The sequence below is a fragment of the Allobaileyella intestinalis genome, from assembly GCF_009695865.1.
Taxonomy (GTDB): domain Bacteria; phylum Bacillota; class Clostridia; order Peptostreptococcales; family Anaerovoracaceae; genus Allobaileyella; species Allobaileyella intestinalis.
The window spans coordinates 103574-129715 of record NZ_VUNB01000006.1 but is presented as its reverse complement, the minus strand read 5'-3'; the positions used below and the strand labels follow the sequence as shown (position 1 = coordinate 129715).

At 47.3% G+C, this 26142-nt stretch carries 23 protein-coding genes; 9 read left to right on the top strand and 14 right to left on the bottom strand.

Translation table 11 applies throughout. From position 1 onward, the window contains the following. Positions 1-58: 58 nt before the first annotated feature. From FYJ66_RS08135 to FYJ66_RS08125, 3 genes are read left to right on the top strand one after another with little or no spacing between them, the layout of a single operon-like run. Positions 59-1174, top strand: coding sequence for an ABC transporter ATP-binding protein (locus tag FYJ66_RS08135; RefSeq protein WP_154573016.1), 1116 nt, complete (start codon positions 59-61; stop codon positions 1172-1174). Then, positions 1171-1812 carry an ABC transporter permease gene (locus FYJ66_RS08130; protein ID WP_154573015.1) on the top strand — a complete coding sequence of 214 codons (642 nt, stop codon included), beginning with the start codon at positions 1171-1173 and terminating at the stop codon, positions 1810-1812. Before FYJ66_RS08135 ends, FYJ66_RS08130 begins: the two co-directional genes overlap by 4 nt. Then, a complete protein-coding gene (locus tag FYJ66_RS08125) occupies positions 1809-3332 on the top strand; it encodes a glycine betaine ABC transporter substrate-binding protein (RefSeq protein WP_154573014.1) in 1524 nt (507 codons plus the stop codon). Before FYJ66_RS08130 ends, FYJ66_RS08125 begins: the two co-directional genes overlap by 4 nt. A 127-nt stretch (positions 3333-3459) precedes the next feature. Here the strand turns inward: FYJ66_RS08125 and FYJ66_RS08120 are convergent, their stop codons facing one another. The 3 genes from FYJ66_RS08120 to FYJ66_RS08110 all read right to left on the bottom strand — a co-directional run bounded on the left by FYJ66_RS08120 (position 3460) and on the right by FYJ66_RS08110 (position 5506). Next, the gene (locus FYJ66_RS08120) at positions 3460-3942 is read right to left on the bottom strand and encodes an NUDIX hydrolase (protein ID WP_154573013.1); all 483 of its coding nucleotides are present in this window, start codon (positions 3940-3942) and stop codon (positions 3460-3462) included. 31 nt (positions 3943-3973) lie between these two features. Continuing rightward, positions 3974-4480 carry an HD domain-containing protein gene (locus FYJ66_RS08115; protein ID WP_154573012.1) on the bottom strand — a complete coding sequence of 169 codons (507 nt, stop codon included), beginning with the start codon at positions 4478-4480 and terminating at the stop codon, positions 3974-3976. 120 nt (positions 4481-4600) lie between these two features. After that, positions 4601-5506 (bottom strand): LysR family transcriptional regulator, encoded by a 906-nt coding sequence (locus tag FYJ66_RS08110; RefSeq protein ID WP_206157035.1) that lies wholly within the window; start codon positions 5504-5506, stop codon positions 4601-4603. A gap of 290 nt (positions 5507-5796) precedes the next feature. Between FYJ66_RS08110 and FYJ66_RS08105 the strand changes: the two genes are divergently transcribed. Then, complete coding sequence (locus FYJ66_RS08105; RefSeq protein ID WP_154573010.1) at positions 5797-6030, top strand: hypothetical protein; 234 nt, start codon at positions 5797-5799, stop codon at positions 6028-6030. A gap of 244 nt (positions 6031-6274) precedes the next feature. On the opposite strand, the gene FYJ66_RS08100 is transcribed toward FYJ66_RS08105, so the two are convergent. After that, on the bottom strand, positions 6275-6517 hold the full coding sequence (locus tag FYJ66_RS08100) for a hypothetical protein (RefSeq protein ID WP_154573009.1): 243 nt from the start codon (positions 6515-6517) through the stop codon (positions 6275-6277). A 136-nt stretch (positions 6518-6653) separates the two neighbouring features. Further along, positions 6654-7304: a GntR family transcriptional regulator gene (locus tag FYJ66_RS08095; protein WP_154573008.1), complete on the bottom strand. Its 651-nt coding sequence runs from the start codon at positions 7302-7304 to the stop codon at positions 6654-6656. A gap of 317 nt (positions 7305-7621) precedes the next feature. Between FYJ66_RS08095 and FYJ66_RS08090 the strand changes: the two genes are divergently transcribed. Beyond that, positions 7622-8752: an AI-2E family transporter gene (locus tag FYJ66_RS08090; RefSeq protein ID WP_206157034.1), complete on the top strand. Its 1131-nt coding sequence runs from the start codon at positions 7622-7624 to the stop codon at positions 8750-8752. Positions 8753-8892: 140 nt separating this feature from the next. Here the strand turns inward: FYJ66_RS08090 and FYJ66_RS08085 are convergent, their stop codons facing one another. Further along, entirely contained in the window at positions 8893-10560 is a 1668-nt protein-coding gene (locus tag FYJ66_RS08085; RefSeq protein WP_154573006.1) for a formate--tetrahydrofolate ligase, read from the bottom strand. Positions 10561-10745: 185 nt separating this feature from the next. Further along, positions 10746-11666, bottom strand: coding sequence for a YitT family protein (locus FYJ66_RS08080; protein WP_154573005.1), 921 nt, complete (start codon positions 11664-11666; stop codon positions 10746-10748). 390 nt (positions 11667-12056) lie between these two features. Here FYJ66_RS08080 and pepT point away from each other — a divergent pair, with 390 nt between their 5' ends. Beyond that, a complete protein-coding gene (gene pepT / locus FYJ66_RS08075) occupies positions 12057-13274 on the top strand; it encodes a peptidase T (protein ID WP_154573004.1) in 1218 nt (405 codons plus the stop codon). 11 nt (positions 13275-13285) lie between these two features. Continuing rightward, positions 13286-13873 carry an HAD family hydrolase gene (locus FYJ66_RS08070; protein WP_154573003.1) on the top strand — a complete coding sequence of 196 codons (588 nt, stop codon included), beginning with the start codon at positions 13286-13288 and terminating at the stop codon, positions 13871-13873. A gap of 1 nt (position 13874) precedes the next feature. On the opposite strand, the gene FYJ66_RS08065 is transcribed toward FYJ66_RS08070, so the two are convergent. From FYJ66_RS08065 to nrdD, 5 genes are all read right to left on the bottom strand, one after another. Then, complete coding sequence (locus FYJ66_RS08065; RefSeq protein ID WP_154573002.1) at positions 13875-15035, bottom strand: GGDEF domain-containing protein; 1161 nt, start codon at positions 15033-15035, stop codon at positions 13875-13877. A gap of 14 nt (positions 15036-15049) precedes the next feature. Continuing rightward, a complete protein-coding gene (locus tag FYJ66_RS08060; RefSeq protein ID WP_154573001.1) occupies positions 15050-17170 on the bottom strand; it encodes a hypothetical protein in 2121 nt (706 codons plus the stop codon). Positions 17171-17386: 216 nt separating this feature from the next. Beyond that, complete coding sequence (locus FYJ66_RS08055; RefSeq protein WP_154573000.1) at positions 17387-17551, bottom strand: hypothetical protein; 165 nt, start codon at positions 17549-17551, stop codon at positions 17387-17389. A gap of 278 nt (positions 17552-17829) precedes the next feature. Continuing rightward, positions 17830-18378: an anaerobic ribonucleoside-triphosphate reductase activating protein gene (gene nrdG / locus FYJ66_RS08050; protein ID WP_154572999.1), complete on the bottom strand. Its 549-nt coding sequence runs from the start codon at positions 18376-18378 to the stop codon at positions 17830-17832. Positions 18379-18548: 170 nt separating this feature from the next. Next, positions 18549-20753, bottom strand: a complete 2205-nt coding sequence (nrdD, locus tag FYJ66_RS08045; RefSeq protein ID WP_154572998.1) for an anaerobic ribonucleoside-triphosphate reductase — start codon at positions 20751-20753, stop codon at positions 18549-18551. 437 nt (positions 20754-21190) lie between these two features. Here nrdD and FYJ66_RS08040 point away from each other — a divergent pair, with 437 nt between their 5' ends. Continuing rightward, positions 21191-22369: an iron-containing alcohol dehydrogenase gene (locus FYJ66_RS08040; protein WP_154572997.1), complete on the top strand. Its 1179-nt coding sequence runs from the start codon at positions 21191-21193 to the stop codon at positions 22367-22369. 70 nt (positions 22370-22439) lie between these two features. Further along, a complete protein-coding gene (locus FYJ66_RS08035) occupies positions 22440-23570 on the top strand; it encodes a DNA/RNA non-specific endonuclease (RefSeq protein ID WP_154572996.1) in 1131 nt (376 codons plus the stop codon). 119 nt (positions 23571-23689) lie between these two features. Here the strand turns inward: FYJ66_RS08035 and FYJ66_RS08030 are convergent, their stop codons facing one another. Beyond that, entirely contained in the window at positions 23690-24814 is a 1125-nt protein-coding gene (locus FYJ66_RS08030; protein ID WP_154572995.1) for an IS1249 family transposase, read from the bottom strand. A 279-nt stretch (positions 24815-25093) separates the two neighbouring features. Then, positions 25094-25903 carry a pyrroline-5-carboxylate reductase gene (gene proC / locus FYJ66_RS08025; protein ID WP_154572994.1) on the bottom strand — a complete coding sequence of 270 codons (810 nt, stop codon included), beginning with the start codon at positions 25901-25903 and terminating at the stop codon, positions 25094-25096. Positions 25904-26142 lie beyond the last annotated feature (239 nt).

Here is a 26142-nt window from a genome sequence, read left to right as displayed (position 1 = left end):
GTCCATGTGACACATAAAACTGCTTTTATTTTTTTACTGGTAGGAAGGAGTTGATAAAATGATAGAATTTGATCACGTTTCCAAGTATTACGGCAAAAAGCAGGTCTTGAAGGATCTGAATTTCACCATTCCTGACGGAAAATTCGTCACAGTTATTGGTCCCTCCGGCTGCGGAAAAACCACCACTCTCAGGACAATAAACCGCCTGACCGATATTGACCAGGGTTCGGTACGCATCGATGGTGTGAACATCATGGACAGGGACAAGGTGGAACTTCGCCGCTCCATCGGCTATGTCATACAGCAAATCGGACTTTTTCCTAATATGACCGTTGCTGAGAACATCAGCGTCGTCCCCAGACTGCTGAAATACGACAAGGCCCGCTGCGAGAAGATTGTTGATGACATGCTGGCTATGGTCCACATGGAGGAATTCCGGGACAAGTACCCATCTGAAATGTCCGGCGGACAGCAGCAGCGCATCGGCGTTCTCCGGGCCCTGGCCGCTTCACCGGAAATCATTCTGATGGACGAGCCTTTTTCCGCCCTTGACCCTATGACCAGGGCATCTCTCCAGGAAGAATTCAAAAATCTCCAGCAGAAGCTGAACAAGACCATCGTCTTTGTGACCCACGATATGGACGAAGCCCTGAAGCTGGCCGACACCATTATTTTCATGGTTGACGGAAAAGTTGTACAGATTGCATCTCCAGAGGAGATGCTGGACCATCCGGCCACCGATCTGGTCCGCTCTTTCCTGGGCAAACACATTCGTGACCAGGCCGCCCCTACCAAGGTAGAGGATTACATGCTCCGCAATGTACGGAAAATCACTCAGAACAGAGGTGTACACGAATGCGCTGAGATGATGGCCCGCTACAGTGTAGACACCCTGCTGGTTGAAGAAAGCCGGGGCGGAAAATACATGGGAATCGTCTCCATCGGAGATCTGCGTAAGTATGGCAGAACCCTGAAGACTATTGAGCCTATTGTCCGTGATACCCAGCGGACGGCCAGAGTCGGTGACGAGGCAAAAGAGAGCTTCGATTACCTGATAGACTCCGGCGCAGGCTATGTGGTAGTCCTGGACGAAAAAGACAGAATAGCCGGCATCGTCACCAAGACCAGCGTTGCCCGCAGTGTAGCTGAGAATCTGTGGGGTGATGAGCAATGAGAGAACTGATAAACACATATGGACTGGCGCTGCTGAAGGCACTGGGGATCCATACGGTGTATGTATTGGTTTCTGTTGCCATAGGCTTCGCCATCGGACTTCTGCTGGGAATACTGCTTTCCCGGAAGCCGGCCTGGTCTGTCATAGTCCTGCCGGTAGTATCAATTTTCCAGACCATTCCAGGTCTGGTGTTCATCGGTGTGCTCTTCATCTGGATAGGGATGAAACCTGCCACCGTAATAATAGCCCTTTCGATTTATGCCATGTTCCCGGTTATGAAAAACACCTACACCGGAATATTGGAAATAGATCCGAAGTACATCGACACAGCCAACGGATGTGGCATGACACCTTTCCAGAGGCTTTTCCAGGTGGAACTGCCCCTGGCCATGCCTACAATCATTGCCGGTCTCCGCATGGCTACCGTATACACTGTATCCTGGGCCGTTCTTGCAGCTATGATCGGTCTCGGCGGTCTTGGTGACTTCATCTATCAGGGCACCTATACCAACAACAACCTGCTCATTCTGATCGGAGCAGTTCCTTCGGCCATTCTTGCCGTGGTACTCACCGGTCTGATTGATTTCCTCCAGAAAAAAGTCACCCCTGAGGGGCTTAAGAAAGGAGGACGGTCATGAATGCACAAATCATTCTTGAGCATCTGTTCATGGTGCTGGTAGCCGGCTTCTTTTCCATTCTGATAGGTGTTCCCCTGGGAATCATCTCCTATCAGCGGCCTGGCCCTGGAAAAGTCATTTTGAAAATTGTGGATGTTCTCCAGACAATACCGGCCCTGGCATTGCTGGGAATCATCATGGTTTTTGCCGGAGCAGGAAAGACCACCGTAATAGTGGGCATAACTCTTTACTCCCTGCTCCCTATAGTGCAGAACACCTGCATCGGCTTGCAGCAGGTGGACTCTGGAGTTAAGGACGCTGCCCGGGGCATGGGCATGAGTCCTTCAGGAAGGCTTTTCAAGGTGGAACTGCCCCTGGCATTTCCTACCATGTTCACAGGCATCAGGATAGCCATAGTCAACGCCATTGGAACTGCAGTGTTTGCAGCCTATGTAGGTGGAGGTGGCATCGGAGGCCTTCTGAACCAGGCCATCAGGAACAAGGACATGAGTACCCTCATGAAGGGAACTGCCTCTCTGATGATAATAGCCGTCATCCTGGACCTGTCCATGGGATTTTTCGAAAAACACGTAAAGAAATCTCACGGAAACACCAGGCAGATGATGACTGCTGCCATCGTCCTGGGAGCAGCGGTGCTGATCATGATCCCTGTGGGCTTTAAGGGGAATTCCAGCAGCAACCAGATTGCTCTGTACGACGGCAACTACAGCGAAACCCAGATAATGCACCGAATGGTCAAGTATCTGGTGGAAGATCAGACAGACTACGATGTAACCATCAAAGACCAGATGACACAGGTCAACAACTTCAAGTGCATGGTGGGCAATAATCCTTCTTGTGACATGATGATCAGCTACGACGGAACTGTTCTCACAACCTTCATGCACAAGGATACTTCGGATGTGCCATCAGGAACCACCATGTGGAAGTACGTGGACAATTATTCCAGGAAGCACTACGACTCCCAGCTAATCGGAAAGCTGGGCTTCGACAACACCTATGCTATTGCCGTAACCAGAGAAGTTGCTGACAAATACAATCTGAAAAAGGTCAGCGACCTGAAAAAGGCGGCTCCTCAGCTCACCTTCGGTGCTGAATCCGAGTTTTTCAGCCGTGAAGGCAGCATGAAGTACCAGCCATTCGTGGAATTCTACGGACTGCACTTCAAGAACACCGTATCTGTAGATACCAGCCTGAAATACAATGCCATTGAAAACGGCAGTTTCCAGGTCACAGAAGTCTACGCCACAGATGGTCTGAACAAAAAAGCAGGCCTGGTAACCCTGGAAGATGACAGGCACTTCTTCCCTGATTACTATGGAACCTTCTTCGTAAGGAACGACGCCCTGAGGCGGTTCCCGAAATTGAAAAAAGTCCTCAGACAGCTGAACGGACAGATCAGCAACGAGGACATGGTGAACATGACGTATCAGGTGGATGTGGAAGGAAAATCTGTGGATACAGTGGCAAGGAATTTCCTGATTAAAAAGGGTCTGATCAGCGGAGAGGCATGGGCGTAATGCTGGAGTTTCGTGCTTAATATAGTCTTAATATGGTAATGAAAAAACGGCTGGCGGCTCCTGGATTGATAAGGAGCCGCAGGCCCCTCAATACCCGGCCCCAATGTTTTCAATTTATGCTGCACAGTTAATGCTGCAGTTCAAGGTCTCTGCCGTTGAGCACTGCCTGCTCCAGTCCATCATCAGTGTTGTACACCAACTTCAAAGAAAAGAAATCTTCCCCATCTTCCAGCAGCTTAAGGAATATCCTGTCTCCTTCCCAGAGCTCAAGATCCATTATCTTATTCCGTGGCACCCATTCAAGAACTCCCTCATCACACTCTACCGGTTCGCCCTGGAATCCATCTGCTGTGTAAAGGTGCATGTACTCCACAGTGTCTTCGCCGTATACGAAGGTCACGATGCCCCGGAATTTGTAAGAAGTGAGGGTGTAGCCCGTCTCTTCCCTGACTTCCCGCAGCACACAGTCCTCAGGACTTTCCCCATGCTCAAAGTGGCCCCCTACTCCGATCCATTTGTCGTGGTTGATGTCGTTTTTCTTTACTGTTCTGTGCAGCATCAGGACTTCATCATCCCGGCTGATGTAGCACAGAGTGCTCATTTTTGTCATCTCATTCTCTCCTTACCCTGAAGCCTCACAGTTACAGGCCGTACATCTGGTTCAGCAGGCGAATCCCTGTTCCCGTCCGGAAAACCTTCTCACGAAAATTCAGGATTCCGTCCAGGCTCACCTCCGATTCACCGGCATTTACAAGGAAGTCCGCTTCCAGCATTATCTGGTAGTCCATCCCCTGAACCCCGGAAAAACTATGGTGATGAGCCACGATATAACAGATCCGTTCCAGCTGCTCCTCCGGAAGATGAAATTCCTCATAAAACTGCCGGGTCAGCCCCTCTCCTTCCAGCTCCTGGTGCCGGCCATCAGCCTGGCCGTATTTTCTGCGGCACAGTGGACACGCAATGTCGTGGGCCACGGCAGCCAGCTCCAGAGTCTCCTGTGTAACTGGATCCAGGCCTTCCAGGATTCCAATAGTTCTGGCGAAGCCCCACACCTTCATGAAGTGATTTACATCGTGAACCACCACCTGGCTCTCCCTCTCATAAAAAGTCACCATTTTACTTACGGCTTTTGCCACTTTATCAGACATTGTCTCTCCTTCATTTTTTCGTAATATTGACGGCTTTCAAGCTAGTCAGTCATTGCCCTTTCCTTCGATTTATGGACAAATTTTTTCACAGCTCACAGGCTGCGGCTGTCCGTGACAGGGCTATAGCTGAACATCATTGTCCGCCATGGATTTAATGTGATCCATAAATGCCTTCATGGCAGGTGACACCCATCGGGCGCTGTTTCTGTAAAATCTGATGAGCAGATTCAGTCCTATGTCTTCCTCTGCATCGATTACGGCAAAGGTGCCGTTGTTCACCCCTGTTCGTACCACATATTCGGGCAAGAACGTTACTCCTCCCCGCTGGGAAATGATATTCATGACTGCAGTTGTGGAGCTGAATTCCGCCACCGGATCGATGAACAGGCCTTTTGACTGAAGGATCCGTTCAAAATCATGGCCGTAGTTTTCAACTCGGTCAGTGGTAACAAACGGATGGCTGATAATCTCTTTAAGAGGAACTTTTTTTCTGGATGCCAGCTCATCATCACTGCGGCAGATAAACACTGTTTTGCAGGAAAACTCACCGAAAACCTGATGGCGTACAAGTTCTGTGGATGCCTTAATTGACACTGCAAAATCTGCAGTGCCGTCGTCAAGCTCTGTGTTGTACATCTCCGCATCATCCATGACCTTAACCCGGAAGCGAAGCTTTGGCCAATCATTGGAAATATCAGCGATAATCTCTGGAAGCAGGTTGTCTGAAATGGAAGTTCCTGTATCTATAACCAGGGTTCCCTCTGGCTCCAGATCCCCTGAACCGAAGTGCTCTGCTTCTTCAACTGCATTAATTAGAGACACGGCGTAGGGAATGAAATTCCTGCCTTCCTGAGTGAGGATAACCCCGTTTTTGAGGCGGTCAAAAAGCCTGACTCCCAGCTGGTTTTCCAGCTGCTTTATCTGAGCTGTTACCGATGCCTGCGAGTAACCCAGAGCTTCTCCAGTCTTGGTAAAATTCTTAAGCTCCGCTGCCATCATGAAAGTTCTGACGTTGCGTATTTCCATTTTTCTGCCCTCTGATATGTTCCCCTCTCCACGGTTCCATGGCTCCTGACCCCCTGCCATCTGAATCTTTAGAGATAATTGTCACCTTAAGATGGGAGACGAATCTAGTCAGCAATCAGAATTTCTGATGGCTTCGATTGGATCAATTAGTTTAACAAATCAATTATACCCTGTTATATTATAGTTGCAACAAGGAAAGAGGCCTCAAGGGCTACGGTAACTTCCGTATCCCATTACTCATAGATAATTTCCTTACAGATAGAGGCAATTTAAGAAAGGGAGGATTCGTCATGAGAAGTTTAAGAATGTCTATTGCATCTTTTGTACTGGGTATTGTTTCAGCTGTAATTGCTTGTGTATTCGATAATTCATCGGCTCTGTTTACGGGATTCATGATTGCTTCCCTTGTTCTCGGAGCAGTTTTCGTAGCAACTGTGGGCAGAGGATACGACGCAGAAGTCAGTGAAGAGCACCGTGAAACCGTATCGGGATCTTCAAAGGCTCGCATGAACAAAGCTGCATAATCATCACAGCTTACCACCATTATTAACCAAGGTTCGAAAAGGAGATGTCGTTGCGGCATCTCCTTTTCAATTTCAGTTCAACTCTAATTCAATTCTGATTCAGTTCTGATCACCACAGATTCCATCCGGTAACTGCTTCAAAAAAACACAAAAAGAACTGACCCACCCCGGATCAGCTCTGAACAAACATATTAACAACTAAATAGTCCTGCCAATTATAAATGCTTTGGCCAAATCAACCTCTCTAGTACATGAAGAGACTGCTGGTACCGAATTCTGTAAACAAGTGGAGAACCAGAAGCACTGCAATTCCTATGCCCCATACAGAAAAGACCCTTCTGAGCTGTTTCTCCACAGGCCTGCCTGCCTTCGTCTCTCTTATTACAAAATAAAACAGCACCACAATAATTGCCACATAAATGCTAACAGCATATGAAACGAATGGCAGAATGCGACTTTCAAAAAATGCCATCAGCTCTGAGCCCATAACTGAATCTTCCTTTCTGACTTTAAAGCAAACATAACCTCGGCAGTAACTCTTTGTTCTCGCCGGATGTATATTCTATCATAATTGCCAGGGATTGAAAGCCTAAAAATCTATTAAGATTCCACGGACCACCCAGTTATTTTCCTCTGTTGCCGGAATAGTGATTCTCCTTCGTCAGATGGTGACGTATTGCATTGAACACCTGCTCATGGTTGCCGCTCTTCACTTTCTCGAGAAGATCCTGATGTTCATGGTAGTTCTGGATATAAGACTCTTTCTCGTCCTGATAAAGGTAGAAAGTGGAAAGTGCCAGGAGATAGAACCTGGATTCCAGCATGGATGAAAGCATATCGTTGTGGCAGGCGTCAACAAAAGCCTTGTCAAACTCAATGGTTTTCTGAACATACTCAAAAGTAAGCTCTCCCGTATATTGCTGTGACTGAATGTCCAGTCTTTCCTTAAGGAGTTCTGCCAGCTCCACCTCTCTTCCGCTGATGCAGCAAAGCTCGTAGCATCCGCTCATAAATGCGATCAGTGTTTCGTTCAGCTCCTGGACCAGCTTGTCATCAAAGGTCACCACGTGAAAACCGGAATTAGGATGACTGACAACAAGTCCTTCATTCTCAAGCTTTGAAATAGCCTCTCGAATAGGGCTGTTGCTTATTCCCAGGTCTCTGGACAGATCGGCAACACTGAGATGGGATCCCAGGGGCAGCTCCCTGGTCACTATCTGGTTTCTGATCAGCTTGTATGCCTGGTCTCTTAGGGTATCGGGTTTAACAATCATATTATGTCTTCTCCTGAAATGTCTGTATATGCAGCTGCTTTTACGGAAAAAAGATTCCCGCCTCCTTGCTGTTCTCACGGGAGTCCCGGAAAAATCCGTCAGCCGCAATTATCGTTTTTTATTATACAAACAGAACGGAAAATAATCAATGTATCGTGCACAATCCATGTCATTCAATATGCAAAAATTTTTTTCGTTTCTTACATTTTCCCTGCAGCAATTGGCAAACACAGTGAAAAGTTGTAAAATTGCGGTCGCAGGCCATAGGAGCTGCCTCATCTGATAACAAACATATAACGGATTTTCAGGAGAAAATGATGAAAATAAAAAAGCCCAATATCAAAAAAAGCCGGGGAATTCTCAGAGACTCTGCCCCTTACTGCGTAGCCATACTTTTTTACCTTCTCGTAAAGCATCTTTATGTTCTGGGCAATGTTATTACAGCAATTGTTTCAGTTATTCTGCCCCTGATACTGGGACTCATTCTGGCTTATGTAATCGATCCTCCAGTGAGAAGCCTGGAACGGCGCATGAAAGCAAAAGGCCGGAAGCATGCCAGAGGCAAAGCAATAACCATCGTGGTTCTGATAATCGTATTTTCACTTCTGCTCCTTGCGGCAGCTGTCATTCCACAGTTCACCACAAGCATTATAAAATTCAGCAATGACACGGGCGCATATCACCAGTCACTGCAGAACTCAGTTGATTCAATTGCAGGCCACCACGTAAATATGGACAGCACTTTCCAGTTAACTGATAAAATGATGGAGAAGCTCAACGACTCCGTTCACGAAAACATCGTGAAAAAATCAGCCTCTACAGGAAAACACCTGGGTGCCTTTGCAGTTGATTTCGTCCTGGCCGTATACTTTCTTCTTTATAAAAAGAAGATCGTCGGCGGCGGCAAAAGGCTTTTCCAGGATCTGATGAGTGAAACCATGTACGAAAAATTCTCCGCCTTCCTCAAGAGGTGCGATGGAATTTTCATAAAATACCTGATATGCGAGGTTCTTGACGCATTGATCGTAGGTGCTGCCAACGCAGTGTTCATGCTTATTTTCCGCATGGAATACGTGCCTCTGGTTTCTGCCGTTGTGGGAGTAACTAACCTTATCCCTACCTTCGGACCCCTGATCGGCGCAGCTGCCGGTGTGTTTATCCTAATGATGGTAAATCCAATGCACGCAGTGCTCTTCCTGCTGTTTACCGGGCTCCTTCAGGGACTGGACGGTTACGTCATCAAGCCGAAACTCTACGGAAATTCCCTGGGTATTCCGGGCATATGGGTGCTGATTGCAGTCATTCTAGGAGGCCGGATCTTCGGAATGTGGGGAATGCTTCTGGCCATTCCATTTGCAGCCATCCTGGACATCGTCATCAAAGAAGGACTGATGCCTTTAATTAGAAAAAGAAAGCAGGAAAACAGCGGAAATAAACTTATGGAATGATTCTGATTCCCGCTGTATGTTTTTTACTTGAAATAAAAGAAAGAGGCATCTGTGCTCTGAATTTCATTCAGTTAATTGAAATTCAGGGAGTACAGATGCCTCTTATTTACTTGTTTTGATGTTGTGTCACATTCATGCCATCAGGAAAGTCCTGTAATAGTTCCGTCGGCTGTAATGTCCATGCCGTTTGCAGCCGGCACCTTAGGCAGACCAGGCATAGTCATGATGCTTCCAGTCAGCGCAACGATAAATCCTGCACCGGCACTAACCTTCAGCTCTCTGACAGTAATGTTGAAGCCCTCTGGCGCACCCAGGACCTTTGGATCATCAGTAAATGAATACTGGGTCTTTGCAACGCAGATTGGAAGATTTCCATAACCAAGATCCGTAAGGGTCTTAAGCTGTTTTGCAGCGGAGCCTTCAAATACCACTCCATCTGCCCTGTAAATCTCCCTGGCGATCTTGTTCAGCTTCTCTTCAATTGAAAGATCCAAATCATAGAGAGGCTTGAAATGGGACTCCTTGTTCTCACAAATGTCCACAACCTTTTCAGCCAGCTCCATTCCGCCCTGGCTGCCCTTGGCAAATACCTGGGACAGAACAAAGTCAACGCCCTTCTCTCTGCAAATCTCCTCAAGGAGCTGAAGCTCAGCCTCTGTATCTGTAGGGAACTGGTTGATTGCCACAACAGCAGGCACACCGAACTTTGCCACGTTCTCAATATGTCTCTCCAGGTTGGCACTTCCTTTTCTCAGCGCATCAAGGTTCTCCTCTGCCAGATCAGTCTTCGGAACTCCTCCGTTCATCTTCAGGGCTCTTACTGTTGCCACGATTACAACTGCATCTGGCTTCAGTCCCGCATATCTGCACTTGATATCAAAGAATTTCTCTGCTCCCAGGTCAGCGCCGAATCCTGCTTCTGTAACTACGTAGTCACCTAGGGCAAGGGCTGTCTTAGTTGCAACAACTGAGTTGCATCCATGAGCGATGTTGGCGAAAGGTCCTCCGTGAATCATTGCCGGAGTATTCTCAAGGGTCTGAACCAGGTTAGGCTTAATGGCATCTTTCAGAAGAAGGGCCATAGCTCCTGTTGCCTGAAGATCTCCTGCAGTTACAGGCTGTCCATCTTCATTATAAGCAACCACCATCCTCGAAAGTCTGTCTTTCAGGTCATCCATGTCATTGGCAAGGCAAAGTATTGCCATGATCTCCGACGCAACGGTTATGTCGAAGCCGCTTTCTCTCGTAACGCCGTCTCCCTTTTTTCCAAGGCCTATGACGATGTTCCTGAGGGAACGGTCGTTCATGTCCATGACTCTCTTCCACACGATTCTCTTTGTCACGATCCTCAACTGGTTGCCCTGGTGAATGTGGTTGTCCAGCAGTGCTGCCAGCAGGTTGTGAGCCGAGGTGATTGCGTGGAAATCCCCTGTAAAATGCAGGTTGATGTCGTCCATTGGAACTACCTGGGAATATCCGCCTCCAGCGGCTCCTCCCTTGATTCCGAAGCACGGTCCAAGAGAAGGCTCCCTGAGAGTACAAATGGCTTTTTTGCCCATTTTATTAAGCGCCATGGAAAGTCCGACGTTTGTCGTTGTCTTGCCCTCTCCTGCCGGGGTAGGATTGATAGCAGTAACCAGCACCATCTTGCCCGGTTTCTTTCCCGATTCCGGCTGCTTCCTCAGATCGATCTTTGCCTTGTACCTGCCGTAAGGCTCCACTGCCTCAGGCACGATACCCAGCTGATCTGCAATCTCCTGGATTGGTTTCATAACTGCTTCCTGTGCAATCTGAACGTCTGTTTTCATAGCTGCGATTCTCCTTATCAGTACATTCAAGCTACTTCACATTCTTTGATGCTGATAATTTCAGCACCTGTTTGTTATTATGCACCAATTCAAGTACAATTGCACCACTTTTTTACGTTAATTTTTTTGCAAAAAAACAACTTCCTCTCCCCGGAGATTGTGGGAAAAGGAAGTTTTTCGCTGGTCTACAGCTTCGTCTCTGTGATTTCGCCGCCGTCACTCCTGCTGCTTGGATCCGGATTGTAGTCCTCGTCCTGCAGGAGAAGTGTGAATCCGTTTCCATTTACCTCACTGGCATTGCTGATGCTGATGAAGGCTTTCTTATCTATTGCCAGCACCTCTCTCTTGACTCTGTTAAGGTTACGGCTGCTGACTACGCAGTAGCAGATTTCCTGAGGCTCCCTGAGATATCCCCCCGTACCGTTAAACAGTGTAGTACCGAAGCCCAGTTCCAGCAGTCTTTCGTTGATTTTGGTGATCTGGCTGCTGAATATGAACATCTGCATTCCACCCTGGTCCATTACGATTACCTTGTTCATCACAATGCTGTAAAGAAAGGCGTAAAGGATTCCCAGGATGATTCCGTTGGTCTTTGTAATAGGCAGCTGGATAAGGAAAATCCCCATGTCCAGAGCATACATTAATGGTGCCACCTTCATTCCGAATTTTCTGTTAAGTATAATAGGCGGAACGTCAATTCCACCAGTGGATCCGCCGCTTCTTATAACAATTCCCAGTCCCACGCCGTCAATAATTCCTGCGCATATTGCTGCCAGCAGGGGATCGTCTACCAGGTGCTGAAGCTGGGGAATGCTCTGGAACAGTTCCAGAAAAGCAGGAAATGTTAATGATCCTACTATAATGGACATGGCAAACTTTGTGCCCAGCATAGCCCATCCCAGGAGGAACAGAGCAACGTTTATTATGAGTACAGTTGTTGAAATATTAAAACCGAAATAATAATTAGCTATTCTTCCAAAACCGGAAATGCCCGAAACTACCATGCCATATGGAAGGGCAAAACAGGCAATGGAAAAGGCACTGATTGCATTTCCAACAGTAATCTGCCCGGCCTGAACCAGGAACTTTCTGAAATTGGAATTCATTCTTTACCTCACTTTCTTTAATTGTTTCTGTATCTGCTGCATTCGTCTCATTCCGCCAGAAGAACCGGCGTTTTTACCAAGAAAAAGGCACCGAACCAAAACTGGATCCGGTGCGTCAATTACTATGCGGAGATGCACCCCTCCGCATTATTATCAGTATTTAAACATTCTTTTCCTTAATCATTCTAACATTTTAAAAATTCCAGTCCACACCGGAGATTGCATTTTTTCAAGAACAAAAGTCTCTCTCCGGCGGTCACTTTTCCTGCTGAAAATGTTTTCTGTTTGTCTGATAAAGACAGTACTTTCCCTCTCCTCCTTGTGTTACTATTATAAGGCATGAGCAGATCAAGATTCTTTTATTAACCAGTTAACCATAGGAGATGCACAATGAAAGCTTATGAAAGATTATTGCATTATGTAACAGTTCGCACCCCAAGCGACGAAAACAGTGAAACCCACCCATCCAGCAAGTGTCAGTTCGACCTGGGAAACCAGCTGGTTCAGGAGCTTAAAGCTATTGGCATCGAAGATGCGTCCATAGACGAGCACTGCTACGTTTACGGTCACCTTCCGGCCACCCCTGGTCTAGAGGACAAGACAGCCATCGGATTCATAGCCCATATGGATACTGTTTCTGACTTCTGTGACCACGACATTAAGCCGGTGATCCACGAAAACTATGACGGCGGAGTTCTTCCTCTTTCCGATTCCGGCAGAGTGCTGGACCCTGCAGTCTTTCCTCATCTGCCTTCCCTCAAGGGCCAGACACTTATAACATCTGACGGAACCACGGTACTGGGCGCTGACGACAAAGCTGGAATTGCCGAGATCATCACAGCCCTGGAGGAAATAATCAACAGCAACATTCCTCACGGTCCTGTTTCCGTTGCCTTCACCCCTGATGAAGAGATTGGAAACGGCACATGGGGCTTTGATGTAGAAAAGTTTGGTGCAAAATACGGCTACACTCTTGACGGAGATACGGAGGGAGAGCTGCAGTACGAGACCTTCAACGCTGCTTTAGCCACTGTTGAAGTAACTGGAGAAAATGTTCACCCAGGTTCTGCCAAGGATGTAATGGTCAACGCCGCCCTTGTAGCAGCAGAATTTGATTCCCTGCTGCCAGCTGCCGAGAGACCTGAAAGAACAGAAGGTCATGAAGGTTTCTACCATCTGACCCACTTTAACGGCACAGTTGGTCAGGCAAAGCTCACATATATTCTGAGAGACCACGACAGCGTTGTTTTCGCAGACCGTCACAGAGTTATGGAGCAGGCTGCAAAATATCTTAACGAAAAATATGGTGAGGGCAGGGTTAAACTCACTATAAAAGAACAGTACAAGAACATGGCCGAGATTATCTGCCAGTATCCGGAAACTACAGAAAAAGCCAAGGCTGCCATTAAAGCCGCAGGTCTTGAGCCTGAGGTAATTCCTGTAAGAGGAGGAACGGACGGCGCCATGCTGAGCTTTATGGGACTTCCATGCCCTAACCTGGGAACCGGTGGCCACGCATTCCACGGACCTTTTGAGCACATTACCACAGAGGCAATGGACAAAGGAACAGAAATAATCGTTGAGCTTGTAAAAGAATACGCAAAATAAAAGGAACACAAATGAGAAACACTTCAGAAAAAACTGCCATCAAGCTTCATATATTTGACATGGATGGCACCCTCCTGGATTCCATGAGGATGTGGGACAACATATCATCCGACTACCTGAGGACCAAGGGGATAGAGCCGCCGGAAAATCTTGCGTCTATTCTTGATCCCATGACCTTCCCGGAAGTTTGCAGCTATCTGGCTGTAAACTGGAATCTGGGCAGTCCTGAAACCGTATCCCGTGAGATTGCCCGTTTTCTCGATCATCAGTACGAAGAAGTTCTTCAGCTTTTTCCCGACGCCATGGATATTATCAGGGAGGCTGAAAAAGATAAGTGTTTCCGCGTCATCCTTTCCAACAGCAGCTCTCACCAGGTGGTAGCAGCCATGGGCCGTCTGGGGATTCTGGACTACATTGATGAGATTTTCACTTCAGAAACCCTTGGCATGAGAAAAGACTCTCCGGATATTTTCCGGAGAGTCTGCAGGCACATGGGTGCAAAGCCAGAAGAAACTATTGTCCACGACGATTCCGAATACGCTCTGAAAGCTGCAGCGGAAGCCGGGTGCATGGTAAAAAAATACGACAGATACCGTTAGTTTACGGCTGGGGATTACGGCTGTGGAAGTCCATCTTTCCTTTATACATCATGCTATCAGCTCTTGAAAGGGCTTCCGCACCGTCCCTGTCTCCGCCGTTTACTAATGTATATCCGATACTGACCGTAAGGTTCCAATTGACGGCCCTTCCATCTCTTTTTATCTCATCTTCCAGATACCTGTTTATAGATTCCACCGCCCTTTCCGGGTCAACTTTATTTGCGTCACACACAAGGACGAATTCGTCGCCCCCGTACCGGGCCGCAAACCCTCCGACGCTGCTTACTGCTTTTTTTACAGCATTTGCAACTACCACCAGGGCGTGATCTCCGCTGATGTGACCGAACTCATCGTTTATTTCTTTGAAATTATTCACATCTGCTATGAAAATATAAAAGGCTCCGTTTGTCTGTATTTCGCTGAGCCTGTCCCCCAGGTATTCGTTGAGCCTTCTTCTGTTGTTCATTCCCGTCAGAGCATCGCTGTAAATCCTCAGATCCTGCATGTTCAGGAAAATCCAGAGAATAATGAAAAATGCCAGCGCCATTGTGGTAGGTTCGTGGGGCAACAGACGGCGCAAAATAAATCTTCCAATGGGCACAAAAATAAACGCTCCTATTGTCATGCACAGCTTCCTGCGGTTTTTGCTCTTTGTGGTAAAAGCGCATATCAGGGCGTAGGCTGTTGCAGCGATTATGTAAAAGTAATCCATGACGAACTTCATCACCATCTGTTTTCCGGGCATATACTGGTTGAATTCAGTAATCTTATATACTCCATCTGTCCAGATTGACGCCACTGTTATTCCCACAGAAAACACAAGGGGAATTGTAAGCAACGCCACCAGTTTTTTTGAATAAGATCTATCCGGGTTGATGGTCACCATGCAGTATTTGAACCAGTGGTACATCATCAGGCTAAGGGATGACAAGGCCAGACAATTCAGTATTTCGTTGGCCATGACGCTCATCTTGATGGAGTCGTTCTCTCCCAGCGCCCACACATAATTTGAACCGGCATATATCATATAAAATACAAGCACAGCTTTAAATAATCTGACCTGTCTCACCGTCCCCATGTTCCTGCTGACTTTCAGAAGAATGGTTAAAGATCCGAAAACTCCCATTATTCCAATTAATTCATAGGCACCATAGTTAAGCATTGATTCTCCCGCATTCAATATTTGTCGATTGCGTCCCCTATTCCTTCGTAAGTATATGCTGCTGATCTGCCGTTGTACAAGAAAACAGCCACGTTTTCGTTAAATGCAGCCTTCTTGTTCCTGGCGTACTGAGATGCATCTACTTCCTGCCCGTTCCAGCTGTACCAGCCCAGATCTTCCAGGAAGCTGGACCAGAACTTCATCTCATATTGGCCATAGGCCACCCTCTGGAACTGGCCGTCAACGATTTTGTAAATATTGTCTCCTGCCTTCTGGTCCTCCTGATATGAGAAGCAAATGGAGTTGGCCCCCTGAATGTAACCGGTAATACCTGCAGGCTGCTTCAGAGAGTACAGCTTTGCCTTGTATACTGTGTATAAAACATTGCCGGAATCGCTGGAGCTAAGGAGCTCCGGAATGCCGTCGCCGTTCATGTCGGCAAGATAATAGCTGGCTCCCTCGTCTTTTATTCCGCCCTTGAGGGCATTTTTCCACGCCAGGGTAATCTGCTGTTTGGCTACATAATTAAGGGAGTCTCCATAGGCTGTGAACAGTCCTGAGCTCTCGTTAATGGCTGCAAGGATGGTTGCCTTTGCCGCCATGGAGGTCTGCTCCTGCTTCTGCTGCCTTTCCATAGGTATGAAGTGGAAAAAATAATAATAGGCTCCGCTTCCTATTACGGCAATGAGAAGGGCTGCTATGATTCCCACAAGTATTTTTCCCTTCCGGCCCGGTCTTTTTTTCTTTGCCGGCTTGCTGATTATAACTTCAGGTTCCTGATGTGGTTTCTGGTGAGTGATTTTATTTTCTGGCTCCTGAAAACTCTCCCGGGACTTTACAGGGGGCTCAGGACTAACATCCTGTGATTTCTCTGCTTTTTCTGTAGTCTTCGCCTTCGCCTGTTCTGCTTCCTGTGGCTCCTTTGGTTCCCCGGCTTTCTCTTCCTGCTCTGGCTGTTCTTCTCCTTCATCAGAAAGAATAACCGGCTCTTCCTGTGGCTCCTTATCTGGTTCTGGCTGCTTCTCAGGTTCCAGAACAATGTCAGGAACCGGCTCCTGGTCTTTAGACAGGATTACCGGCGCTGCCGGCCCCACAGTCTCCCGGCTTTCCTCACGTCCCTGGCTCTGCCAATCATTTGTAATATCCCGGTGCCTGCGGCCGAAAAGCTTCTTCTTTCCTGTAAAAGGATTGGCGATGCCGCGAATTCCTGCCTTCCTTGTGACTATCTTGTAGATCCGCTGCTCTGCTCCTTCCGGCAGAAGGCTTCTGCCGTTCTGTGACAGTGAATTGATGGCGGCTGCTGTAAACTGCGCAGGTGTTCCGGCGCTGTCAAGGCCCATATTCTGGAAATTCCCCAGGGCTTCCATTATCTGGCGCCGATCCTCCATCATCATACGCTTCGTGTCACCGATGGTCTGATCAAGAGCTGCAGCGATGTCCTCCACCTTCATTCCCTGGCTGTAGGCTGCAACGGTGGCTATGACTGACGGAATCTCCATCTTGTCCATAACGTCCAGAATGGCGCTGTTAATGCTCCAGATGCTTGTGCCTACCTTAGGGTCGTAATCCCAGGCCGGGTCGTCAAAGGCCGTCCTTCTGCCGGATTCAGAAGAAAGGGCTGTCTTTCCCTGATTGTATTTCTGATGAAAGGCTCCATTAATTGCTTCATCAAGGCCCATGGCAAAAGTTTCGCTTATGGTATCGGTTGTAACGCCTCTTTCGTTTCCGTTGTTTGCGCCCATGCCTGCTGCTTTGATAAAGCGCAGCTGCCTCTCTCTTGCATGGCGTTTAAGAACTCCAAGGGCCCATGTATCAAAGGCTTCAGTGGATCTTAGATTTCCCAGGTTGTCGGTTATCTCCCTGATGGTATCCTGGAGAAGCTGTTCACTGTCCTCCTGAGCCTTACGTATGAGCTTCTCGTTTTCCCTTGACTCTTTTTCCCGTTCTTTATCCTTCTTTCCCGGGGCTGAATCCGGGGCATCAGAAGCCGCGCTTCTGGCCAGTGATCCTGCCAGAGCTCTTGAGTAAATTCCCAGCATATCAACCAGGTAAATAAATATTTCATTATAGGCTTCTGTTTCCCGGTTCTGGTACCTTCGCACTGCCCGGGCAATGGAAATTTGTTTATGATTCATGTGATTTTATATGTATTGTTATATGCTAAGCAGAAGTGCTGCCCATCCCGTAGAAAAACTGCCTCTCACAAGATGATTTTTTCTCATAAAAACCCACTGTCATTATAGCATAAATGGAAGTACCGGGAAAAAAGCCAAAAAAAACAAGAATTCCCCGAGACCAGGTCTCCGGGATCTTGTGGTATAGGTTATATGGGTTGGCTATATTTAAACTGGCTACTTTGTCTGACCGTTGAATCTGGAAGCCATTCCCAGAACGGCAGCAATTGCAGCTCCTCCCACCAGCTCAGCAGGGAAAGAATTTCTGCCGCTGGCCATATCAAACAAAAATGCACCTGCGATTGCAACATAGATAACTGCGCAAATCATCTTCTTTGTCATCTCTTGCCTCCCTGCCCTGTGGGCAAATAGTTTTTCTTCTTGATTGATGCAAGTGTACAACAGTTAAAAGATTAACGGAAGACAGATTTTCTTATTCAGCTTATTAATTGTTCTGATATATAAACATTAACAGTTTTTAGCCAGAGATTTTTGTTTCTGATAAACAACTTTCTCTCGATTTTCACCTGTTTCCCGTGGTTTAATTGCGCCCAACTATATTTATTCAGTCTGATTCCAACCCGGCCCCTGCCTTGTATTTCGTTTAATACATAACGAGGTTATCTGTTCTCAACGATGCCGTCGCTCCACAGCACTATTGAGCCTGCCTCTCTGGTCTTGTCCAGGTCGATCACTCTCTGGTTCTCGGAACCTCTGAACTGAAGGCTTATATTTTTCTTCTCCTGAACGAAAGGTCCGTCCACCAGCACGTTGATCATGGCCAGCATCTCATCGGTGTACTCGCATCTTGGATGGCTGCCTTCCCTCTTCAGCTCTTCAAGGGTGAACCCGGTAAACGACCATATTGACTTGCTGCTCTTATCAGGGAATTTCTCCCTTACTCTCCTGAGGAAAGGCAGAAGAACCTGCTGGTTCTCCGGCTCAAAAGGTTCTCCTCCCAGAAGCGTAAGCCCGTCAATGTAATCGGGCTCCAGCAATTCCAGAATCTGATTCTCTGTCTCACTGGTAAAAGGCTGTCCATAAGAAAAATCCCAGGTCTGTGGCTGGAAACAGCCTTCGCACCTGTTCGTACATCCTGAAACGAACAATGTAACTCTCACTCCTGTACCATTTGCTATGTCGCAGTTCTTTATTTCTCCGTAGTTCATTATGGCTCCTCCGGTATTATTTTCTTAACCACTGTCTGTCCGACACTGAAAGCAGTGAGCTCCTCCGGTCTCTGAAATAGTTCTCGAAATCATTTACATTACAGAAAATTTCAGGTCTCATCCCGGAGGATGAGACCTGATTGATATTAATCCTCTTCTGGCAATTGTGGCTACAGGTGGAGAACTCTGTCCTTAATCTCCTGAGTTCTTCCCTGGTTCCAGAACTGGGTACCTATATATCCGCATGTTCTTCTGGCAACAGACATTCTGTCCTGATTCCTGTTTCCGCAGTTAGGGCACTCCCATACCAGCTTGCCATCTTCGTCCTCTACGATCTTGATCTCTCCGTCGTAGCCGCAAGCCTGGCAGTAATCGCTCTTGGTGTTCAGCTCTGCGTACATGATGTTGTCATAGATGTACTTCATAACATCGAGAACAGCTGGAATATTGTTCTGCATGTTCGGAACCTCTACGTAGCTGATGGCTCCGCCCGGGCTCAGCTTCTGGAAGTCAGATTCAAACTTCAGCTTTGAGAATGCATCGATGTCTTCTTCAACGTGAACGTGATAGCTGTTGGTTATGTAGTTCTTATCTGTTACGTGTGGAATAACGCCGAATCTTCTCTGCAGTGCCTTTGCAAACTTATATGTAGTGGACTCCATAGGTGTGCCGTATACAGAGTAGTCAATATTCTCCTCTGCCTTCCATTCAGCACACTTGTCGTTCATCTTCTCCATAACCTTCAGAGAGAACTCTCTTCCCTCACTGGTGGTGTTGGACTTTCCAGTCATTCTCCAGCACATCTCGCAGATTCCTGCATATCCCAGTGAAAGGGTTGAATATCCGTTATAGAGCAGCTTGTCAATAGGCTCACCCTTCTTCAGTCTGGCAATAGCTCCGTGCTGCCAGAGAATAGGTGCAACGTCTGAAGGAGTTCCCAGAAGACGTTCGTGTCTCAGTCTCAAAGCTCTGTGGCACAGTTCCAGTCTTTCGTCCAGAATCTTCCAGAACTTGTCCATGTTGCCCTCTGAAGAACAAGCAACATCTACCAGGTTGATGGTTACAACGCCCTGGTTAAACCTTCCGTAATATCTGTGAACACCGGGCTTATAGTTTCCTGCGTTGGCAATGTTTCCGATTCCCGCATCTGTAAACCTGTCCGGCGTAAGGAAGGATCTGCATCCCATGCAGGTGTAAACGTCTCCGCCCTTAAGCTTCTTCATGGTCTTTACAGAGATGTAGTCAGGTACCATTCTCTTCGCAGTGCACTGAGCTGCCAGTTCTGTGAGATAGTAGTACTTTGAGTCAGGATGGATATTGTCTTCGTCCAGTGCGTAGATGAGTTTAGGGAATGCCGGTGTAATCCACACGCCCTTCTCGTTCTTAACACCCTGAATCCTCTGCTTCAGAACTTCCTCAATGGCCATGGCCAGGTCATCTCTTGTTCTTCCTTCTGGAGCCTCGTCCAGATACATGAACATTGTGACGAACGGGGCCTGTCCGTTACAGGTCATCAGTGTGATCAGCTGGTACTGGATTGTCTGGATGCCGGAGCTGATCTCATTCTTCAGGTGGTGCTCTGTTATCTTGTTGATGATCTCATCGTCCAGAGACTCTCCACAGGCGATTCTGTCTTCTACTACCTGCTTTCTCAGCTTCTGTCTGCTGATGTCTATAAATGGAGCCAGGTGAGCCAGGGAGAATGACTGTCCGCCGTACTGGTTGCTGGCAACCTGGGCGATAATCTGAGTAGTAATGTTGCAGGCTGTATAGAAGCTGTGTGGCTTCTCGATCTTAGTCTCGCTGATTACTGTTCCGTTCTGAAGCATGTCTTCCAGGTTGATCAGGTCGCAGTTGTGCTCTCTCTGAGCGTAGTAATCCATGTCGTGGAAGTGGATTATGGCCTCGTTGTGAGCCTCCACAATCTCCTGAGGAAGAAGGATTCTGCTTGCCAGGTCCTTGCTCACCTCTCCAGCCATGTAGTCTCTCTGTGTAGAGTTGATCACAGGGTTCTTGTTTGAGTTCTCCTGCTTAACCTCCTCATTGTTTCTGTCAATGAGGGACAGGATCTTGTCGTCGGTGGTGTTGGACTGACGAACCAGAGTTCTTGTGTATCTGTATGTGATATAGGCCTTTGCCACCTCATATGCACCGTGCTGCATAATCTGGCGCTCTACCATATCCTGTATCTCTTCAACTGAAGGGGCTCTGCCAAGGGTGTCACAAGAAACAGCCACGCTGTCGGAAATTCTCTTGATCTGAACAGGTGTCATCCTGATAGCTTCAGGAACTGCCTTGTTAGCCTTGCTGATGGCAGTGACAATCTTGTCTATATCAAACTCAACTTCAGATCCGTTTCTCTTAATTACTTTCATTTCGTTCTCCCTCAAACTATATGAACAGGATCACCATAATCCTGTATTTCGCAGTTTTATTTAAGTGGCAATCACTATATATCGTGTGCCAGCTTGTAAATTATACCCTATATAATGTGTTTGTGTCAAACTGTACCGTGCAGGTTCACTATCCCGCCCAAGACCTGATTTTGCTGGGATAAAACCGTTATTTGTGGAGATAGAACAAAAAATTTTTTTATCTTTAAATTCTTCTCCCGCCTACACCGGCAACGTTGTATATGGTACCATGACATAGAGCATCTTCGGTGTTTTTATTTAATCCATCCCCGTGGTGCTTTTACCCTTGCATACAGACCTGTTTCGTGAAACCGCTGGAATATCTCTACCACAACATATTGTGTCTGACTGCGGCTTCACTTGCGGACCGGTGATGCCCGTGAAAGGAGATAAGAAACATGAACGATTTTGTATATTACACACCGACAAAAGTGATTTTCGGCAAAGATAAAGAAAATGAAGTAGGCAGTGAGCTGAAAAAAGCGGGAGCCACAAAAGTCCTTGTACACTATGGCACAGGCAGCGTCATCCGCTCCGGTCTTCTGGACAAGGTCAGAACCAGTCTAAATGAAGCCGGCATTCCTTTTGCAGAGCTGGGCGGAGTTGTGCCAAATCCCCGTCTGTCTCTGGTATACCAGGGAATTGAACTGGGCCGCAGGGAAAAAATTGATTTCATTCTTGCGGTAGGCGGCGGCAGTGTGCTGGATTCGGCTAAGGCCATTGGCTACGGCATTCCCTACAGCGGAGACGTATGGGATTTTTACGACAGAAAAAAACAGGCAGAGGCCATAGTTCCTGTAGGTGACATTCTGACTCTTGCCGCCACCGGCAGTGAAATGAGCAACTCCTCAGTAATAACTAAGGACGAAGGAGGAATCAAGAGAGGTTACAGCAACAACCTGGGCCGTCCTGTTTTTTCCATCCTCGATCCTCAGCTGACTACAACCCTTCCGCCATTCCAGACTTCCTGCGGCTGCACGGACATAATCATGCATACCCTGGAGAGATATTTTACAGCAAAAGGAAACATGGACATTACAGACGAAATGGCCAGAGGGGTTGTTAAAACCGTTATGAAGCATGCACCGATTCTTCTTGCTGACCCTGAAAACTACCAGTCAAGAGCGGAAGTGATGTGGGCCGGAAGTCTTTCCCACAACGGCCTTACAGGCTGCGGAAACGGCGGGGATGATTTTGCAACTCACCGCCTTGAGCACGAACTCAGCGGAATGTATGATGTGTCCCACGGCGCAGGTCTGGCAGCTCTTTGGGGCAGCTGGGCAAGGTACGTGATGGATGACTGTCTCTGGAGATTCAGAAAATTCGCAGTTGAGATCATGGATATTCCAGAGGAGGGAAGCGACAGGCAGATTGCCCTTAAGGGCATAGAGGCCATGGAGGATTTCTTCCGGAGCATCAACATGCCTGTTTCCATGAGCCAGCTTGGTGTACACCCTTCCGATGAGGAAATTCAAATCTTAGCAAGGAAATGCAGCGATGCAGTTGGAGGCCACATCGGCGCCGCAAAGGTACTGTATCCGGAAGATTTCGTAAAGATTTATCAGATGGCTAAATAGAGGCTGTCACCGTGCAAAAACCGGTTACACAATAATTTATTCGTTATTCAGTTCATCAGCAGGAGTTAAATTGAAATTCAACATTCACGGCGGAACATCCGCCACTAACAAAATATTTCCAGGAGGATTCAAGGCTCCTGGCAGAGCATTTAAAAGGGTTGCTGTACTTTGTATGGCAGCCCTTCTTGCAGTTTCTGCTGCCGGCTGTTCCGTAAGCTCCGGCAGTTCCTCCCGGAATTCCTTATCTGGCAGCCAGGAGAAGTCTTCTTTTTCCACAGCCCAGTCCATGTCAGCCGTTCCTGACTACCAGGACGGACAGCCTATGGTGGTGGTGCTGAACGAAAACCATGCGGGATTCAGCGAAAGTGAGAAAGCCAAGCGTAGATCTTACGTGAGCTACAACCCTCTGGACAGTCTGGGGCGGGCCACAGGTGCGGAAGTAATAGAAGAGTCGTCAGAACTTCCCAGTGGAAAAAGAGGTTCCATCAGCGAAGTTCACCCCTCAGGCTGGAAAAGCGCCAGTTTTCCGGGCCTTGTGCCGGGAGGCAGCTTCTACAACAGAGCTCATCTCATTGCCTGGTCCATTTCCGGCATCGACGGAAGTTCTGTTTTTGCTGAAAGGGACCTGGTCACTGCCACCCGGACCTGCAACACGGAAATGATTCCCTACGAAAGCCAGGTGGTGGACTATCTTAAGAATAATCCGGGGAAACACGTGATTTACAGGGTAACAGCAGATTACCACGGAGAGGAGCCGGTGTGCCGGGGAATACATATGGAAGGTTTTTCCCTGGAAGACAGAGGTTCTCTGGACTTCAATGTATACATATACAACGTACAGCCGGGCTTTTCCATTGACTACTCCACAGGAAACATGAGGCTCACCAGCAAAGCCTGGGCAGAGGAGTTTACAAAAACCGGAAATCTACAGGAATCCTGGGAAGCCGCAGGTGGTTCCACAGAAGGCTCTTCCGGAAACGCCCCTGCAAGTAGTGGATCTTCAGGGGAAAAACAAGATTCATCTGGCGGAAGCAGCGAGAGCAGCCAGTACTTCGTCATCAACACCAGTTCAGGAATAATCCACCAGCCAGACTGCAGCAGCGTAAGGAAAATGGCAGATCACAACAAAAAAATTTCCCACCAGTCCCTGTCCGACCTGGAATCCCAGGGATATAAACCATGCAAAATATGTCTGGCCTGATATGCCCGGGCCATGGATCAGCTGCGGCAAATTACCGCGGAAGATGGGCCAGGCAGCAAGATATCAAAATCTTCGAATCCAGCAGCAACCTCGGCTTATAGGACAAAAAACGTGTTTTGTTAATCCCAGTAAGAAGGATAATTATCCTCTCTATGGAGTTCACTCCAGACAATAGCATCACCCCACATAGGGATAGTCGAGGTACGTTTTTCACTATCCGAAATTCTTTCGTAGATATCTGAAATGCTCTTGTCTGTAGGCATAACTTTCAATATTTCAGACGCAGAAAGCGGCTCTGGTGAGTGCATATAACACCACCAGAAGACCGCTTTTATTCTTCTTTCGACAGATAACCCTCTATGGTCCCTGAGCAATGCTCTTATCCTCGAATTGACCCCTCCTTCGATTCGATTATTTGTTGACGGCAATTCATCTATTTCCTGACTTAACTGCTCATCCAGATATGTGAACATGCTGTTTTCTTTTATCAGCCTTACAATGGAGCGCTGTGCCTTTAACAACCTTTCATGTGTGTATCTCCAACTTCCATTTTCATCACGAGACATCTGGCTCAGGAATTTGTTGTACTTGCTCATCCATTCCACAAAGCTTTCGGTCCATTTCTCTGCTTCCTCTTTGGTACCAAGCTTCAGAAGATCCTTTGAAAGCGCGTATAACTCAATTCCTGCAAGTGTTTTAGGACGCGTTGTCGTATATCGTTTTATCTGTGAAAACACATGAAACAGACACCTTTGGTGTTTCGCATGAGGCCACGTTTTACGAAGTGCCTTATTAAAACCAGAGCCTCCGTCAGACACCACCATTACAGGTTCCGCTATTCTGGACATCAATGCCTTCCAGGCACCGGAGTGCTCATATCTGCACAGATACCATCCAAGTACATATTCGTCATCACAGCAGATCAATATACATGCTTTTCTGGCAAGATATATGCCGTCTAAATATACTACGTCTTTCTTGTCCTCGATGACAGGAGGCATAGGCCACAGGTTCCAGAACTTTACAGTATTTCTACGAAATGTTCTGCCACCACCTGGCATATTTCCTTGAGTGTTTCGTCCAAACAACCACTTCAGAAACATATTTAACTGTTTTGAAGAGTTATCAATCTTGGGTGTAAATGATGACTTGCATTCAGGGCAAAACCATCTTTGCGTACCTGAACTATTCTTTCCATGTCTGATGCATTTGGTTCCACAATATGGGCAATTAACGCTCTTCATTAGGTATCCTCCCGATAATTCATTCTCAGAAAGATATATCGCCCGTACATGTTGAAATTTCAACCGTTAACATGCATTCTAAACACGTTTTTTGTCCATCCTTTATCTTCTTTCAAAAAAGATAAAACTGCTACAACCATTGAAATTTCAATGGTTGTAGCAGTTTTGTAACACGTTTTTTGTCCTATAAGCCGCAACCTCAGTGTTCTATAAATAGCAAAAGCCGGGCAATTGCCCGGCTTTTGCTTATCACCTTATTACCAACACCTGAGTACTAAACTACTTTGCGCTCTGCATCTCTATGGATTTCTCTGTGGCAGCGTTCACACCTTCAATTACAGCGCTTCTGAATCCGTTAAGCTCCAGCTCTCTTACTGCTGCAATAGTAGTACCTGCCGGCGAGCTTACCATGTCCTTCAGCTCTCCAGGATGCTTGCCCGTTTCCATAACCATCTTGGCAGCTCCGTAAACTGTCTGAGCCGCAAACTCATAAGCCATTGATCTCTGCATTCCGCCAACTACACCAGCATCAGCCATTGCCTCGATGAACATGAACACGTATGCAGGACCAGATCCGCTTACACCTGTAACAACGTCGAAGAGGTTTTCAGGAACCTGCTCAGCCTTACCGAAGGCTCTCAGGATCTCCAGTGCTCTGGCCATTTCCTCATCTGTAACGTACTGGTTAGGACATGCTGCAGCCATTCCCTCTCCCACCTGTGCAGGAGTGTTTGGCATAACCCTTACTACCTTGACCTTCTTGTCTCCGAACTGCTGATTCAGATAATCAAGAGTTCTTCCGGCACCGATGCTGATGAACAGCTGATCGTCCCTGATGCTGTCCTTGAAGCTTGCAATGGCACTTTCGTAATACTGAGGCTTGATTGTCAGGAAAACTGTATCGCAGTTCTTGATGACCTCCTCATTGCTGTCTGTTACATTTATTCCATTGGCAGCCTTAGTCTTCTCTCTGCTTCCCTCAAAAGGATCTGCACCCCAGATATCCTCTGGCTTATAGAGTCCGTTTCTGATGATTCCGCCCATCATGGCATTAGCCATAACACCACAGCCGATAAATCCAAGTTTCATTCTTCTCTCCTTATCTGACTTTCTCAGTGAAAAAAACAATTTCTCCAGTTGATATTCCAGACCACCGAGTTATGGAAGGCAGGTTTCCGGTTCTTCTAGCAGTACCGGACTTCCATCATTCAGTTCCAGACCAGAACAAATGTACTGAATCTGCCTTTAGAAAATCAAACTGTACCCCACAAGTGTAGACCGTAGTCCAAACCGTGGTATGATTATAACATTCAAAGGAGCCGGATTCA